At 54.8% G+C, this 16703-nt stretch carries 11 protein-coding genes and 3 pseudogenes; 7 read left to right on the top strand and 7 right to left on the bottom strand.

Annotated elements, in window-relative coordinates:
- Positions 1-7 precede the first annotated feature (7 nt).
- Together DCH402_RS09080 and DCH402_RS09075 are read left to right on the top strand one after the other, a co-directional pair.
- A complete protein-coding gene (locus DCH402_RS09080; RefSeq protein WP_040000791.1) occupies positions 8-652 on the top strand; it encodes a DsbA family protein in 645 nt (214 codons plus the stop codon).
- Positions 653-927: 275 nt separating this feature from the next.
- Complete coding sequence (locus DCH402_RS09075; RefSeq protein ID WP_040000790.1) at positions 928-1533, top strand: glutathione S-transferase family protein; 606 nt, start codon at positions 928-930, stop codon at positions 1531-1533.
- A 120-nt stretch (positions 1534-1653) separates the two neighbouring features.
- Here the strand turns inward: DCH402_RS09075 and dmsD are convergent, their stop codons facing one another.
- From dmsD to lrp, 7 genes and pseudogenes are all read right to left on the bottom strand, one after another.
- Positions 1654-2268 carry a Tat proofreading chaperone DmsD gene (dmsD, locus tag DCH402_RS09070; RefSeq protein WP_040000789.1) on the bottom strand — a complete coding sequence of 205 codons (615 nt, stop codon included), beginning with the start codon at positions 2266-2268 and terminating at the stop codon, positions 1654-1656.
- Positions 2269-2552: 284 nt separating this feature from the next.
- Positions 2553-3848, bottom strand: a complete 1296-nt coding sequence (gene serS, locus DCH402_RS09065) for a serine--tRNA ligase (protein WP_040000788.1) — start codon at positions 3846-3848, stop codon at positions 2553-2555.
- A 106-nt stretch (positions 3849-3954) separates the two neighbouring features.
- Complete coding sequence (locus DCH402_RS09060) at positions 3955-5298, bottom strand: replication-associated recombination protein A (protein WP_040000787.1); 1344 nt, start codon at positions 5296-5298, stop codon at positions 3955-3957.
- Positions 5299-5305: 7 nt separating this feature from the next.
- Positions 5306-5920, bottom strand: a complete 615-nt coding sequence (lolA, locus tag DCH402_RS09055; RefSeq protein ID WP_152486908.1) for an outer membrane lipoprotein chaperone LolA — start codon at positions 5918-5920, stop codon at positions 5306-5308.
- Between the two features lie 192 nt (positions 5921-6112).
- Positions 6113-8125: pseudogene (locus DCH402_RS23385) on the bottom strand (DNA translocase FtsK); the annotation flags it as partial.
- Positions 8126-9184: 1059 nt separating this feature from the next.
- Positions 9185-9622: pseudogene (locus DCH402_RS23380) on the bottom strand (DNA translocase FtsK 4TM domain-containing protein); the annotation flags it as partial.
- A 192-nt stretch (positions 9623-9814) separates the two neighbouring features.
- Positions 9815-10308, bottom strand: a pseudogene (lrp, locus tag DCH402_RS09045) (leucine-responsive transcriptional regulator Lrp).
- A gap of 501 nt (positions 10309-10809) precedes the next feature.
- On the opposite strand from lrp, the gene trxB reads away from it, so the two are divergent.
- The 5 genes from trxB (at position 10810) to infA (ending at position 16556) form a co-directional block, all read left to right on the top strand.
- Complete coding sequence (gene trxB / locus DCH402_RS09040; protein WP_040000785.1) at positions 10810-11766, top strand: thioredoxin-disulfide reductase; 957 nt, start codon at positions 10810-10812, stop codon at positions 11764-11766.
- Positions 11767-11997: 231 nt separating this feature from the next.
- Complete coding sequence (gene cydD, locus DCH402_RS09035) at positions 11998-13764, top strand: heme ABC transporter permease/ATP-binding protein CydD (protein WP_040000784.1); 1767 nt, start codon at positions 11998-12000, stop codon at positions 13762-13764.
- A 19-nt stretch (positions 13765-13783) separates the two neighbouring features.
- Positions 13784-15505 carry a heme ABC transporter ATP-binding protein/permease CydC gene (cydC, locus tag DCH402_RS09030; RefSeq protein ID WP_040003508.1) on the top strand — a complete coding sequence of 574 codons (1722 nt, stop codon included), beginning with the start codon at positions 13784-13786 and terminating at the stop codon, positions 15503-15505.
- A 12-nt stretch (positions 15506-15517) separates the two neighbouring features.
- Complete coding sequence (gene aat / locus DCH402_RS09025; RefSeq protein ID WP_040000783.1) at positions 15518-16246, top strand: leucyl/phenylalanyl-tRNA--protein transferase; 729 nt, start codon at positions 15518-15520, stop codon at positions 16244-16246.
- A gap of 91 nt (positions 16247-16337) precedes the next feature.
- Positions 16338-16556, top strand: coding sequence for a translation initiation factor IF-1 (infA, locus tag DCH402_RS09020; RefSeq protein ID WP_002211347.1), 219 nt, complete (start codon positions 16338-16340; stop codon positions 16554-16556).
- The last annotated feature ends 147 nt before the right edge of the window (positions 16557-16703 follow it).

Genomic DNA, 16703 nt, shown 5'->3' with positions numbered 1-16703 from the left:
CGTATGAATGAACAGGCTACACTACATCTTCGATCCCCTGTGCGGTTGGTGCTATGCCGCAGCGCCGTTAATCCATGCAGCGCGCAAAATTGAAGGGCTGCCAGTCGTGCTGCATGCCGGCGGCATGATGACCGGGCCGAACCGCCGCCGTATCACGCCCGAATGGCGGGACTACGTTCAACCACACGATCGCCGCATTGCCCAGATGAGCGGCCAGCCCTTCGGCGATGGCTATTTCAATGGCTTACTGTGGGACGTCACCGCGACACTGGATTCGGAACCGCCCACAACGGCTATTCTGGCGGCCGAAGAATTAGGCGGCCGCGGGCTTGATTTACTTGAGCGTCTGCAACGCGCTCATTATGTTGAAGGATTCAGCATCTCTGAAGTATCGGTATTAATGAAAATGGCGGTGGAAATCGGCCTGTCATTAGATGATTTTGAAAATACCTATACGCGCTGGCGCGGTTTACCAACCCGGAAGCATATCGAGGAAAGCCGCCAATGGTTGACTCAATCAGGCGGTGCCGGTTTCCCGACGATAGTCTTTGCGGTAGATGATATCTTTACCACATTGAATATCGCACCCTGGCTAGGTCGGCCAGACGACTGGTTCAACTACCTGGTAAAACTGGTAAAAGAAAACCAGTAGGCTATTGTTCACCCTATCGCTCCAACCCGCTTTTTCACGACCGATGCGATGCACCGTAGGAAATCGCGGGTTAACTCAATCATGTTGATGCCGGGCGTGCATCTCATCATTGACGCCTGCGCCATATCCAGGCTCGTCAGCCGACACTTGCGTTCAGGTATATTCTCCCGGCACTGATTTTATTATTATTTCTTCTGCCGTCTGGTTTTTCTTTTTTCGCACTGAGCGATATGGGATGGCACCTACCTTATCTACCAGAAAACAGGATGATCCCCATGATTCGAGTTCATCACCTGAATACTTCCCGATCGCAGCGGATTTTATGGCTCCTGGAAGAGTTGGATGTGCCATATGAAGTGATCAATTATCAGCGTAATAAAGCTACGATGCGTGCTCCTGCGACCTTACGTGACATTCATCCCTTGGGAAAAGCACCGGTCATTGAGCATGATGGCAAAGTACTGGCGGAAACCGGTCTGATACTGGAATATCTGGTCGCCACCTTCGGCCCGCATCTGGCTCCGGCAGCGGACAGCCCCGACTTTTGGCGTTATCGTTACTGGATGCATTACGCCGAAGGTTCGCTGATGTCGGCCATGTTGCTAAAGCTGGTGGCTTATAAAATGGGACCTTTCGGCTGGCCGATTCGCAACATGGTTAATACCCAGCTCAATCTGCATTATGATTTTCTGGAGCAGGAAGCAGAAAAAACGCGCTGGCTGGCTGGCGAGGCATTTTCAGCAGCGGACATCATGATGGGATTCCCACTGGATATTGCTGCACAACGCGATTGGCTCTCCTCTTCTCGCCCCCATCTCTGGCGCTTGCTGGAAGCGATGCGGGCACGCCCGGCCTGGCAACGTGCGGCCCGATACGGTTAACGGCATCCCACACATCGCAAGCCAGGTGTGATACGGCAGGCATGACAAACGCCCTGATTCGATGATCATATTCTGAGGCAGTGTCAATCCACATCCCCAGCTTTCTGCCAGGAAGACTGGCTAATAGAACAACGCTTTTTCTTTCTGAATCAACTGGAAACGCATTTGCCAATCCCGCAATGTGATGCGGGTTAACCGCGCAACTCCCTGATAAAACGGATGACGGCAGTGATACTCCAGCAAATCCAGATAACGCATCGCCCAAGGCAGTAAATGTTCGCTCAACAGCTCCGGCAGACTGTCCGGTTGGTTTTCCGCACACCAGGCAGCCAGCATCAACATCAGACCGATGTGATCCTCGGGCTCATGACGATCGCACCGTGGTTCAATACCCAGATCACGCAACCAGCGTCGTAGCGCCAGAGTCGAATCACCAAACAAGACATTGTGCCGATCAAGGTATACCGACCCCCAAGGCGGCGCGGGAATGCCCTCATCACCACGGAGAAATCGCCGCCAGGCGAGCGATACCCGTTCATCGTAACCGGGTTGCAACCCCAGTTGGATCTGCCGGGCCGCCATGACGATCTCGTCCCGCTTGCCGCAAGGCCATGTCCGTTGCCATGCCGACTGTCGCAGCCGTTCGATTAACCTCGCATTCTGTTCATCATCGGGTGCGTAATAGAGTAAAGCCCCCAGTAACCGCCCTGTCAGGCTGACAATATGTTGTGGCATAATCACCTCGTTGGCTCTGTTCGCAGGAGTTATCTCCTTGTTCTCATCTTGCTGACATTTGCCTTCTCTTTGTCAAAATGGCGTTGGTCAGTGCAACGACAAAAACTTAGAACCCTATGCTTCAGTGCTCCATAAGAGGATGTCCGAATCCTCTTATCAAGACCGATATCAGGCAGGAATCAGACAATTCCACACCTCACCGCAATAGCGAATGTGTGATTTTTCAACGATAAAAAAGCGCCCCACAGGGCGCTTGATGAAAGGCGTCATTCTTGCGAAGAGGCTTAGCCGATAAATTGCAAACCATTCATGTATGGTCGCAGCACCTCTGGGACTTCGATCCGGCCATCGGCTTGCTGGTAGTTTTCCAACACGGCGACCAGTGCACGCCCCACCGCCAGGCCAGAACCGTTTAGTGTATGCACCAGACGGGTTTTCTTATCGCTCTTGCTGCGGCAACGCGCTAGCATACGGCGGGCCTGAAAATCCCCACAGTTGGAACAGGAGGAAATTTCACGGTAAGTATTCTGCGCAGGCAGCCACACTTCCAGATCGTAGGTTTTGCAGGAACCAAATCCCATATCACCGCTGCACAGCAGTACCTTACGATACGGTAATTTCAACAACTGCAAGACTTTTTCGGCATGGCCTGTTAATTCTTCCAGTGCCTGCATCGACTCTTCCGGTCGAACAATCTGCACCATTTCAACTTTGTCGAACTGATGAACACGGATCAGGCCACGGGTATCACGACCGTAAGAGCCTGCTTCAGAGCGGAAGCACGGCGTATGCGCGGTCAGTTTGATCGGCAGTGCATCCTCATCGAGGATTTCGTCCCGCACCAGGTTGGTCAGCGGCACCTCCGCCGTCGGGATCAGCGCGTAATTACTGGTTTCCGATTCTTCGCTCAACGGCTTGGTATGGAACAGATCTTCACCAAATTTCGGCAATTGCCCGGTGCCGTACAGGGTATTTTGATTCACCAGATAAGGCACGTAGGCCTCCTGATAACCATGCTCGCCGGTATGCAGATCCAGCATGAACTGCGCCAACGCACGGTGTAAGCGAGCCACCTGACCTTTCATCACCGAGAAACGCGCCCCGGTCAGCTTTACCCCAAGCGCCATGCTCAAGCCACCGGTCAATTCACCCAGGTCTACGTGGTCACGCACCGGGAAATCAAACTGACGCGGCTCTCCCCAACGCATAACCTCCTGATTTTCGGTGTCGTCTTTACCCAGCGGCACACAATCATCAGGCATATTGGGAATCGTCAGTGCAATGGTTTCGATATCATTTTGCACTTGCTGTAATTCAGCCTTAGCGGCATCCAGTTTCTCACCCAATTCGTTTACAGCACTGCGCAGTGGTTCAATGTCTTCCCCACGCGATTTAGCCGCCCCAATCTCTTTCGATCGCGAGTTACGTTCTGCCTGTAAACTTTCCGTTTCCACCTGAAGCACTTTACGGCGTTCTTCCAGATTGCGCAGCGCTTCTACATCCAGTTTAAAATTTCGGCGAGCCAGTAATTTTTCGGCGACTGCGTCTAGCTCATTACGCAGTAAATTGGGATCGAGCATGCTAGTCCTGTGCTTGTATTATTAAGGGGATATCGATAATTACAGGGTACTGATAGCAGTACCGTGCAGCAGAAAATCTCGGAATAACCTTACCGCAACGTGAATGCTAGCGGTAGCGTTTTGTCGGGCTATTTTGATCCTGAGCAGCGAGCCAGGCCAGCTTTTCGCCAATCTTGGCCTCTAAACCTCGCGAAGTCGGCTGATAGTAGTGTGTTTCCGCCATCTCAGGCGGGAAATACACTTCACCGGCAGCGTAAGCGTTAACTTCATCATGCGCGTACCGATATTCGGCCCCCAATCCCATCTCTTTCATCAGACGGGTTGGCGCATTACGCAGATGCTCCGGTACATCGTAATCCGGTTTCTCACGAGCATCGCGCATCGCTAATTTAAATGCGGTATACACCGCATTACTCTTCGGCGCACACGCCAGATAAACAATCGCCTGAGCAATAGCGCGTTCACCTTCCGCCGGGCCAACACGCGTAAAACAATCCCAGGCGGCGATCGCCACTTGCATCGATCTCGGGTCGGCATTCCCCACATCTTCAGAAGCGATAGCCAGGAGACGTCGTGCGACGTACAGAGGGTCACCGCCAGCGGTAATAATGCGGGCATACCAGTACAACGCCGCATCCGGCGCTGAGCCGCGAACCGATTTATGCAATGCGGATATCAGGTCGTAATAGCGGTCGCCTTTATTGTCAAAACGCGCACTGCGCTCGCCGGAAACTTCCTTCAGTAATTCGAGCGTCAATACACGCTGACCGTCGGCATCCGCTTCCGCCATGTCGGCCATCATTTCCAGCAGATTGAGGGAGCGTCGGGCATCGCCGTTGACCAGTTCAGCCAGCAGGCGACGGGTTTCATCCGGCAAAATAATCTGCTGCCCACCCAGCCCCCTCTCTTTGTCCTGCAACGCCTGTTCCAGCACCTGCTCGATATCTTCCACGCTCAATGCTTTCAGCAGATAAACACGCGCTCGGGATAGCAACGCCGAATTCAGTTCAAACGAGGGGTTTTCGGTGGTGGCACCAATAAACGTAATGGTGCCGTCTTCGATATGCGGCAGAAAAGCATCCTGCTGGCTTTTGTTAAAACGATGCACTTCGTCCACAAACAGAATCGTACGACGCCCGGCATCGCGGTTCTGACGCGCACGTTCAATCGCCTCGCGGATCTCTTTGATGCCGGACGTCACCGCCGAGAGGCGCTCCACATCAGCATGACCATAATGACCAATCAACTCAGCCAACGTCGTCTTTCCCGTCCCCGGCGGCCCCCACAGAATCATGGAGTGGAGTTGCCCGGCCTCAATGGCACGCGGAAACGGCTTCCCAAGCCCCAGCAGGTGTTGCTGGCCAATGTACTGTGCCAGCCTGGTCGGCCGCATCCGCGCTGCCAGCGGCTGGAACTGATTACTGGAGAAATCGAGTGACAGGTTGCTCACATACGCCTCACTGACGCTGGTCGTCCACCGCGACGCCTTTCGGCGGAGTAAAACGAAACTTCGCGGCATCTATCTCGCCATTTTGCTGATTTTTCAGCGTATAGGCGCTGCGCTGCCCATCCTGTTCAGTGGCGGTAAATCCATGAATCGTACCATCGCTGGTGACATTAATGGAAAAACGCTTCAGATTGCCATTGGCTGCACGGGGCGTTAGATCAAAATCATCCCCTTTCTGGCTTACGTTATATTTACCCCAGTCTTTCGGGTCGTTACGGGTGATCAAAATAAACGGCGTATTACCGGTGGCATCTTTTACCCAGGTTGCCGTGACCTGTTCAACGAAGGGATTGTAAAACCATAAGGTTTTACCATCAGACACCAGCGTACTTTCATCCGGCGATGTGGTTTTCCAGTTGAACAGATTCGGGCGTTTCACCCACAATTCTCCCGCCCCTTCCTGCACCGCAGCACCGTCATTGGTCGTGACTTTCTGCGTGAAACCGGCATGGAAGCTGTTCACCTTGCTCAGGCGACTTTGCAAATCGCTGGCGGCATCGGCATAAACCGCACCGGATACCAGACTGGTGAGCAAACACCCCGTTATCAACCCTATTTTTATCATACAAAAAATCCTTTGCGTGTTCTTACCGTCACCGCCGCCTCCACAGAGGCCGCATCTTGTTGGACGCGCCTATCAGGCGGACGCTACTGTAGCCCAGCAGGGCACGGCATGACAGGCGAATTATCTGTTATCTACCACATTTACGCTTCTTTGCAGGACGAAACATCACCACCGAAACATCACCACCAAGAGTTATTCCATCGGTGGCGGCGCCAGCACTTCACGGTTACCGTTATGACCGGGACTGCTGACAATCCCCTGCATTTCCATCTGCTCAACAATACGGGCGGCGCGGTTATAGCCAATGCGGAACTGGCGCTGTACCCCGGAAATCGAAGCCCGACGTTTTTCCACGACAAAGGCCACCGCCTGATCAAACAACGGATCCAGATCTTCGTCTCCGTCAAAACCCAGGCTACCGCCTTCACCATCGTCATCACCGCTGATGATGCTGTCGATATATTCAGGGCGTCCTCGCGCCTTCCAATCCTGCACCACGGCATGAACTTCCTGATCACGCACGAATGCGCCATGAACACGCACTGGAATCGAAGAGTTAGGCGCCATGTACAGCATATCGCCCATCCCCAATAACGACTCCGCACCGCCCTGATCGAGAATAGTGCGGGAATCAATCTTGCTCGATACCGTAAACGCGATGCGCGTCGGGATATTGGCCTTGATCAGGCCGGTAATAACATCAACCGACGGGCGCTGCGTCGCCAAAACCAAATGTATGCCGGCGGCTCGCGCCTTCTGGGCCAAGCGCGCGATCAGCTCTTCTACTTTTTTACCCACCGCCATCATCAGGTCGGCAAACTCATCCACCATCACTACGATGTAGGGTAGTTTTTCCAGCACGGGCGGTTGAGTATCCATACTGTCGCCGGGTTTCCAGAACGGGTCCGGGATGGGGCGGCCCATCGATTCAGCCTGTAACACCCGTTCGTTATAACCGCTGAGATTACGTACCCCCAGCGCCGACATCAGCTTATAGCGGCGCTCCATCTCACCGACGCACCAGCGCAGCGCATTAGCGGCATCTTTCATGTCGGTGACGACTTCGGTTAGCAGATGCGGAATGCCTTCATATACCGACAACTCCAGCATTTTCGGGTCAATCATGATAAAGCGCACGTCTGCAGGCGTCGCTTTATACAGCATGCTGATGATCATGGCGTTAACGCCGACCGACTTCCCGGAGCCGGTAGTACCCGCCACCAGTAAATGCGGCATTTTCGCCAGATCCGCCACCACTGGCTGGCCGGAAATATCTTTCCCCAGTACCACGGCAAGCGGCGAAGCGTTATCGCGGAACCGGTCGCAATCCAGCACTTCTCGCAGGAAAACCGTTTGGCGATGGCGATTCGGCAGCTCAAGACCGACATAAGGTTTGCCGGGGATAACCTCAACAATACGTACCGCGACCACCGACAGCGAACGCGCCAGATCACGAGCCAAATTGGAGATACGGGCTGCCTTGACGCCCGGTGCCAAATCCAGTTCAAAACGGGTGATCACCGGCCCCGGATGATAATCCACCACTGTAGCCTTGACGCGGTAATCCGCCAATCGGGTTTCAATCAGTCGCGCCATATCGTCCAGCGCGTCCCGATCAACCGGCGCATCATTCATGGATGGCGGCGTTAGCAGATCCAGCGACGGCAATGGCGTGGTCGGTTTCTGCAGCGGTTGATCATTACGCATCAGGAACGGGTGGATCAGGCTGTCCATAATCGACGGCGAAGACTCTGTCACGACAGGTTCGGCCGACGCCGCAACCGGGGATACACTTACCGGCACGGCCGCCTGCTCCGGCGGCGTATCCGCCAATGACTCCTGCGGCGGAAGCGTAAATAACGGCTCTGACGGGCCATCATCAACCAGATCGGCAAACGGCGAAATGGCAAAAACGCTCTCCAGCGGCGCCTCGGCTTGCGGCGTTACACCAGTTAATCGGTTGTCTGTAGCCACCGACCCCGCATTGGCGTGCTCGGCAGTAAACGCCGTGGGTGCATCCGCTTCCACTTCCTGCTCCTCGCCATAACGAGAGCGCTGCATGGCGGCAAAATCGCGCGCCAGTTGTGCCTGCAGCAAGGCATCTTCCGCCTCTTCATGGTCAGGATAGGTTTCACCGTAACGTTCGCGTTGCTGCTCGGCAAAGGCTTGGCGCAACGCGGCTGCTTGCGCCAGCGCATCCTGAGCGTCGTCAGACAAGTCGGCCGATATCGGCTCGACAGGATGTTGATAGGCTTCCTCGGTAGAAATGACCGCATCGCTTGCCGGCGTCGCCGACACTGCCGTATCCGGTGCCATGGCAACGTCATCGACGGCCTGAGCTCGTTGCTCTGCTTCGCGAGCTTGCTGTTCAGCCAGCCGCTGCGAAGGCAGCTTGATGCCATACGATGCCAGCTCGCGACGGGTGGGAATGCGCACCGGGTTCGGTCGCGGCAATTCCGGCCCCATGCCGCGTTTGACTTGCGGGTTATTCTCTTCGTCCGCAGTAAACGCAGGCATGAACGGCACCGCTTTTTTCGGTTCCGCTTCCGTTGTTGCCGCCGACAGTGAAACGACCGTTGCTGTTGGTCGGGCGATACGATCGTCAACCTGCACACTCAGCGGCTGCCACTCAGGTATCGGTTCCGACGGTAAAGCTGATGGGCTTAGAGACGATGGCGCTATCCCCTCCCCTGGCGTTGACATAGATGACGACGTTGGTGCGCCGAGCGACACCTCAACATGCTGGGGCATTTCAGACGCGACTGTTGGAGCGACGGAATATTCCCGTTCTGGCAACGGCGGCGTCACGATCGGTTCAGGATGCAGTTTTAACACCGGCTCACCGTCAGTCGTCATCCTCGACGTCAAGGCACGATTATTCGCGATATCGAGCGTCTCCGCGACATCGGATACCGGCGCATCAGCAAGCGCCGATACCGTCGGCGCAGTAGCCGCCGTTGACGACAGCGCGGTTACCGCTGGTGCGGAAAACAGTACGTCATCATCATCAATCGCCGTTGCCGACGACATAACGCTCTCGTCTTTATGGGTATGCTCTGCCTCATCGACGCGCTCTGCATTGGACGTGTCTTTACGGGATGATGCGGGTTTTACTTCTGCCGGTTGTTCATCGATATCATCGTACAGGTAGTCTTCGTCACGACGACGACCGGAAAACAGCGTCAGGCATGCCATCACGCCGGCACCGATCTTTTCTGCAATCGTCAGCCAGGACCAACCGGTAAACAGCGTTAATCCGGCAGCCCAAACACACAGCAGGATCATCGTCGCGCCGATGTTATTGAAACGCGGGATCATCGAGCTACTGAGCAAACTGCCCAGTACGCCGCCGGAGGCAAAATAGTAAATATCGTCTACGTTGAGCGCCGCCAACCCGCAAGAGGTCAGGATCAGGGCCAAGGTGCCAATCAGGCGCAGAGAAAGGGTAAAATAATCCGGCGTGGCGCGCTGACCGCGCTGTTGATAAATCACCCAGCACAGCGATACCATCACCACAGGAATGGCATACGCCAGTACGCCAAAGACGAAAAACAGGGTATCCGCCAGCCAGGCGCCTACCCCGCCCCCCAGATTGTGAATCGGTTCGTGCCAGGCAGTCTGTGACCAACTGGGGTCCGAAGGGCTAAAACTCAGTAGCGCTACCGCCAGATAAATGGCAAAAAGCACTACCACGACTAACATCGCTTCCAGTAAACGTCGACCCGCACTGAGTTTTTTCAGTGCGACATCTTTATCTTCTGTATATTCCTGGCTCAAGCGTCTCTCCAGGTTCCCTGTAAATGTTTCATGATAAAACGCCGAGCATTACCCGGCGCCATACTGTACAGATCCACAGGAGTGTAGCTGAATTTATCGGGTTATGCACCCTTACCGTCAACGGGTCTTGATGACCAGTCGGTTGCTTTGCTTCACTTCTTCCATCACCACATAGGGCGGGTATCGTTTACGCCTGGCAGACGCAACAGCGTTTCACCCAGCAACTTACGGTATGCCGACATATCCGGTACGCGGGTTTTGAGCAGATAGTCAAAATCACCGGAAACCAAATGACACTCCTGAATTTCCTCAAGCTTCTGCACGGCTGCATTGAACTGTTCAAACACATCGGGCGCGCCGCGATTAAGAGTAATCTCAACGAACACCAACAGTGACGCATCCAGATAATGCGGATTCAGCAGTGCGGTATAGCCATTAATAAACCCTTGTCGTTCCAGACGACGAACGCGCTCCAGACACGGGGTTGGCGAAAGACCGACCCGCTTGGAAAGCTCCACATTGGAGATACGCCCGTCTTTTTGCAATTCGTTCAGGATATTGCGATCGATACGATCAAGATCTTTTCCCGGACGTTTTTTCGTGTCTACCATTCTTATTGTCTCTCTTCACCCTTCCCTGTTTAAACGCTGTCTCTGACCAATCTCAATGTACCAGAGCCACCCCTAAAGAAGACCCCTGCCTTTTGTAATGTGCGCATCCCTTGTTCCGACTGCGTTTCCGGCAACGTTGCAAAATACCGATTACCGACCAGCAGGCAGATTGTCGCTGATATGGACCTAAACGCATAAAAACCGGAGCATTCAACTATTCACATACAAAATATTTCCTCTTCCAAGGATGTTTTCGCAAAAGCACAGCCGATTGTCAAAGTAAAACAATTAAAATCAGAAGAAAGTGCCAGATTCAGCGCCAACGCCCCATCTGGACAACGTTTTCACTCACCGCTGAAGGCCCATCAGCGCATTTATCGTTTTCCCGCAATATTTCGTAACGATTGAACCAATAGCCAACAACATTTTTCCACACTTTTTTTACGCAAGTAATTTCCTTACAATCGGATACATCGTCCGTTCGAGTGAAATGAGGAACTCATGAGCACAGCTAAACATCGTAAACTATTAATTCTGGGTTCAGGCCCGGCAGGCTATACCGCCGCGGTCTATGCTGCACGGGCAAACCTAAATCCACTGCTGATCACCGGGATGGAAAAAGGCGGTCAGTTGACCACCACCACCGAAGTAGAAAACTGGCCCGGCGACCCGGATGACTTGACCGGCCCGCTGCTGATGGAGCGCATGCACGCCCATGCCGCCAAGTTCAATACCGAAATCGTTTTTGATCATATTACCCGCGTCGACCTGCAAACCCGCCCGTTCCGCCTGTTCGGCGACAGCGATGAATACACGTGCGACGCTTTAATCATCGCCACCGGCGCATCCGCCCGTTATCTGGGGCTGCCGTCTGAAGACGCTTTCAAAGGGAAAGGCGTCTCCGCCTGTGCCACCTGTGACGGTTTCTTTTATCGCAATCAAAAAGTGGCGGTCGTCGGAGGCGGCAACACCGCCGTCGAAGAAGCGTTATACCTGTCCAATATTGCTGCTGAGGTGCATCTGATTCACCGCCGCGATAGCTTCCGCGCAGAAAAAATTCTGATCGACCGCCTGATGGCGAAAGTCAGCAGCGGCAATATCGTGCTGCACACCAATCGTACGCTGGATGAAGTCGTGGGCGACGAGATGGGCGTTACCGGCGTACGCCTGCGCGAAGCGGCTGGCGAGGCCACCGAACAACTGGATGTCGCAGGGGTCTTTATCGCTATCGGCCACAGCCCGAACACCGCCATTTTTGGTGATCAGTTGGTGCTGGAAAACGGCTATATCAAGGTGCAATCCGGTATTCACGGCAACGCAACACAAACCAGTATTCCCGGCGTGTTCGCTGCCGGTGATGTGATGGACCATATCTATCGCCAGGCCATCACCTCTGCCGGCACCGGTTGTATGGCGGCGCTGGACGCCGAACGTTATCTGGACGCACTCGCCGGATAACCGCCGAAGGAGTGCAAATCTCAACCCGGTCGTGATCGCGCCCGGGTTTTTTTATTCTTTTCCCGCGATACAAAAATTGATCGCCGCCCCTTCTCCGCCTCTGCTTTTCGTTTGCACAACCCCACTACCGAGGTAACATGGCGCCATCACGGCCATTACCGGCACAACCTTGTTAAGTGACGGTTGTGTAAGCGTTATTTTCATGTAGCAACTGGAAGCGATCGGCACCTGATGAAAGATACCCGACAACGACAACTGATCAACTGGCTGAAACAACAAAGCCGCCTGGCACACCGCTGGTTACGACTATCGCTCATGCTGGGCATGGTTAGCGGCCTGTTGATTATGGCGCAGGCATGGTTATTGGCTTCATTACTGCACGCACTGATTATCGTCCACACGCCGAGAACCCAACTCATCACCCTGTTTCTGCTACTGGCGGCGACATTCCTGTTGCGCGCAATCGTGAGTTGGATACGGGAGCGGGTCGGTTTCCGCTGTGGCCAGGCGATTCGCCAGCATATTCGCCGCCAGGTGTTGGACAGGCTGCAACAACTCGGGCCGGCCTGGATTCAAGGAAAACCGGCCGGCAGTTGGGCGACGTTGATTCTGGAACAAGTCGACGATATGCACGATTACTATGCCCGCTATCTGCCGCAGATGTATCTGGCGGCCATCATCCCCGTGCTGATACTGATTATCGTCTTTCCGGTGAACTGGGCTGCAGGATTGATCTTGTTCGCTACAGCGCCGCTGATTCCGCTGTTTATGGCGATGGTCGGTATGGGCGCTGCCGATGCTAACCGACGCAATTTCCAGGCATTAGCCAGATTAAGCGGTAACTTCCTTGACCGGCTACGCGGCCTGGATACCCTGCGCCTGTTTCATCGCGGCGATGCCGAGACCGACAAAATCCGCCAGGCCTCGGAGCAATTTCGCAGCCGGACGATGGAAGTGCTGCGTATGGCGTTTCTTTCTTCCGGCGTGCTGGAATTTTTCGCCTCGATTTCAATTGCCGTGGTTGCCGTCTACTTTGGTTTCTCCTATCTTGGCGAATTACACTTCGGTAGTTACGGCACCGGCGTAACGCTGTTTGCGGGTTTTCTGGTGTTGATTCTGGCGCCGGAATTCTTCCAGCCGCTGCGTGACCTCGGCACATTTTATCATGCCAAGGCGCAGGCCATCGGTGCTGCCGAAGCGCTACACCGCTTTATGACGGCCGCAAACGAGGAAAACGGCGACGCGACTCGCCCATTCCAAAGCGATGCACCCGTCACGATTATTGCCGATGAGCTTATTATCTTATCCCCCGAAGGCAAAGCACTGGCCGGGCCACTGACCTTCAGGCTGGAAGCCGGGCAACGCGTTGCACTGGTCGGGCCGAGCGGCGCCGGAAAAAGCTCTCTGCTCAATGTGCTGCTCGGTTTTCTGCCTTATCGTGGTTCGATAACCGTCAATGGCGAGGAGTTGCGCACCCTGTCACCGATGTCCTGGCGACAGCATCTTAGTTGGGTGGGGCAAAATCCTCATCTTCCGGAAGCCACGCTGCGACAGAACGTATTGCTAGGTCGTCCGCAGGCCAGCGATCCTATACTGCAGCAGGCGCTTGAGCGCGCTTACGTCCACGAATTTCTGCCGCAATTGCCGCAAGGTCTGGATACACCGTTAGGCGACGGGGCGGCACGTTTGTCTGTCGGTCAGGCTCAGCGGGTTGCGGTAGCGCGTGCGCTGTTGCACCGATGTCGCTTGCTGCTGCTGGATGAACCCTCCGCCAGCCTTGACGCCCACAGCGAGCAACGGGTGATGAGTGCGTTGAGCGAAGCCTCACAGGCTCAGACCACCTTGTTGGTCACGCATCAGTTAAACGAAATTCGGGACTATGACGCCATCTGGGTGATGGCCGACGGTCAGTTGGTCCAGCAAGGCGACTATCTTACCCTGAGTCAGGTTGATGGGCCGTTCGCCGCGCTCCTGACACAACGCCGGGGAGAGCTGTAAGATGGAAAAGACGCACGTAATGCAGGTACTTAAACCTTTTCTGGCACTGTATCGCCGCCATTTTTTTCAACTCATTTTGGGTATCGTACTGGCTATTCTGACGTTACTCGCCAGCATTGGTCTGTTGACGTTATCAGGCTGGTTTCTGGCTGCATCGGCTATTGCCGGTCTGGCGGGCTTAACCACCTTCAACTATATGCTGCCCGCTGCCGGCGTGCGCGGTGCGGCGATCCTGCGTACCGTCAGTCGTTACTTTGAGCGACTGGTAAGCCATGACGCCACCTTCCGCGTTCTGATGCATCTGCGGGTGTTCACGTTTAGCCGTATTCTACCGCTGTCGCCCGGCGGGCTGATTCGCTTTCGTCAGGCCGAGCTGCTTAACCGACTCGTGGCGGATGTGGACACGCTGGATCACCTTTACCTACGGGTTATTTCGCCACTGGTAAGCGCACTGGTGGTGATTCTGGCTCTGGCTTATGGGCTAAGCTGGTTGGATACATCGCTGGCATTCACGCTGGCGTCCATCATGATGGCGTTGTTAGTGATGCTGCCGTTGGTCTTTTACCGTGCCGGGCAACCCATCGGCGCTGACCTGACCGCATTACGCGCTCATTACCGGGTACAACTGACGACATGGCTCCAGGGGCAGGCAGAATTAGCCGTCTTTGGTGCACTGGCAAACTTTCGCCAGCAACTGGATGTGTTGGAACAGCGTTGGTTTGAACGGCAACGGCAGCAAGCCGGGCTCAGCGCATTGTCACAGGCTATCCTGATCGCTGCCGGCGGATTAACGGCAACTTTGTTGCTATGGCTGGCCGCGGGCGGTGTCGGCGGCGACAGCCAACCCGGTGCGCTTATCGCACTGTTTGTCTTTACCACTCTTGCCGCTTTTGAAGCACTGGCACCGGTCGCCGGCGCATTCCAGCACATCGGGCACGTAGTGGCTTCCGCCTCGCGAGTCGATCAATTGCTGAAACTCCACCCGCCGGTCACTTTCCCGTCTCAGGGGCCAGAGCAGCCGGCGCAGGTAGCATTGACGTTGGATAAAGTGAGCTTCACATACCCGGAACAACGCCAACCTGCACTGCACGATATTTCACTCACACTGGCGCCGGGCGAACATGTCGCATTGCTCGGGCGTACCGGTTGCGGCAAATCAACCCTGTTGCAATTACTCACCCGAGCCTGGGATTGCAGTGAAGGCGAAATCCGGCTTAACGACACCCCGATTGCGGCATGGCCGGAGTCCGCTTTGCGCGCAACCATGAGTGTCGTGCCCCAGCGCGTACACATTTTCAGCGCGACATTACGGGATAACTTGCAGTTGGCTGCGCCTTCTGCCAGCGACGCACAGTTGGAAACGGTGCTCACACAAGTCGGGCTGGAGAAACTGCTGGATGACCAAGGGCTCAATGCCTGGCTGGGTGAAGGCGGTCGTCAATTGTCCGGGGGCGAGCAGCGACGCATTGGTGTCGCTCGCGCCCTGCTCCACCCGGCACCGCTGGTGCTGCTGGATGAACCGACCGAAGGACTTGATGCCGACACGGAGCAACGCATACTGCAAATATTGCGGCAGCATTGTCTTGGCAGAACCCTGCTCGTGATTACCCATCGGCTCAATGGGCTGGAAAGCATGGACAGGCTGTTTGTAATGGACGGCGGGAAAATGGTGGAGCAAGGGTCACATCGCAGCCTGATAGCGTTGCAGGGACGTTACTGGCAATTTCATCAACACCTGTAGCCCGAGGTGAGCATGCTATTGTGTGAACTTTCTCCCTTCTCATTGCAGTTCCCTAATCCACAGACCGCTCTGCGCGACCCGAACGGGCTGTTGGCTTATGGCGGCGATCTGTCGCCGGAGCGGGTGCTGAGCGCTTATCAACAAGGAATTTTTCCGTGGTTTGCGCCGGGCGAACCAATCCTGTGGTGGTGCCCTGACCCACGGGCAGTGTTGTTTCCGGCACAGTTTCACCTTAGCCGGAGCATGAGAAAATTCATTCGGCGTACCGATTATCGGGTCACACTGAATCAGGCGTTTGAGGCGGTGATTGCCGCCTGCGCCGACGAGCGGGAGGAAGGCACCTGGATTGGTGACGATATCATGCAAACCTACTGCCGGTTACACGTGTCCGGACTGGCGCATTCGGTCGAAGTCTGGCTCGGTGAACAGTTGGTCGGCGGATTATACGGTATCGCCCAGGGGGCGCTATTTTGCGGTGAGTCGATGTTCAGCCGGGCTGACAATGCCTCCAAATATGCTCTGGCAACGTTTCTGCAGCATTTTGTACGCCACGGTGGTCAGTTGATTGACTGTCAGGTGCTTAACGACCACACTGCCTCTCTGGGAGCCTGTGATATCCCGAGACGCGAATTTCTGTATCAACTGCATCAGTTGCAACGGCAGGTATTGCACAACGGCTGTTGGCACCCGCAGACACTCTCTCCCGCCAATCCCGATCAACTGCTTAAAGGGGATAAATGACCGGCGGTCGCTTACGCGCCTTTACATAATGAGGGTTTTTCGGCATTATCTTGCCGGTTAAAAACTAAGGTAATTACACCTAGAGGATTCGATGGCCAAAGAAGACAATATTGAAATGCAAGGCACCGTGCTGGATACGCTGCCCAACACCATGTTCCGCGTTGAGCTGGAAAACGGGCACGTGGTTACCGCTCATATCTCCGGTAAAATGCGTAAAAACTATATCCGCATCCTGACGGGTGACAAAGTGACTGTGGAACTGACCCCGTACGACCTGAGCAAAGGCCGCATTGTCTTCCGTAGCCGTTAACAACTGCACTATCGTCTGAAACGATAGTCGGTATGTTTACCTTTCAGCCCTTGCCTCTCTGGTGAGGGCGTTTGCATTCTAAGGCTGTAAGTGACTTACCCGCCTATTAATTCAAACGACCTGGTATGGTTGAGCATACAGGCACCA

The sequence above is a fragment of the Dickeya chrysanthemi NCPPB 402 genome, assembly GCF_000406105.1.
GTDB lineage: Bacteria > Pseudomonadota > Gammaproteobacteria > Enterobacterales > Enterobacteriaceae > Dickeya > Dickeya chrysanthemi.
This window is presented reverse-complemented; position numbering and strand designations above follow the sequence as displayed.

Coding starts and splice junctions, on each gene's coding strand:
- DCH402_RS09080 (WP_040000791.1), top strand. CDS start 8: ATGAACAGGCTACACTACATCTTCGATCCCCTGTGCGGTTGGTGCTAT.
- DCH402_RS09075 (WP_040000790.1), top strand. CDS start 928: ATGATTCGAGTTCATCACCTGAATACTTCCCGATCGCAGCGGATTTTA.
- dmsD (WP_040000789.1), bottom strand. CDS start 2,268: ATGCCACAACATATTGTCAGCCTGACAGGGCGGTTACTGGGGGCTTTA.
- serS (WP_040000788.1), bottom strand. CDS start 3,848: ATGCTCGATCCCAATTTACTGCGTAATGAGCTAGACGCAGTCGCCGAA.
- lolA (WP_152486908.1), bottom strand. CDS start 5,920: ATGATAAAAATAGGGTTGATAACGGGGTGTTTGCTCACCAGTCTGGTA.
- trxB (WP_040000785.1), top strand. CDS start 10,810: ATGAGCACAGCTAAACATCGTAAACTATTAATTCTGGGTTCAGGCCCG.
- cydD (WP_040000784.1), top strand. CDS start 11,998: ATGAAAGATACCCGACAACGACAACTGATCAACTGGCTGAAACAACAA.
- cydC (WP_040003508.1), top strand. CDS start 13,784: ATGCAGGTACTTAAACCTTTTCTGGCACTGTATCGCCGCCATTTTTTT.
- aat (WP_040000783.1), top strand. CDS start 15,518: ATGCTATTGTGTGAACTTTCTCCCTTCTCATTGCAGTTCCCTAATCCA.
- infA (WP_002211347.1), top strand. CDS start 16,338: ATGGCCAAAGAAGACAATATTGAAATGCAAGGCACCGTGCTGGATACG.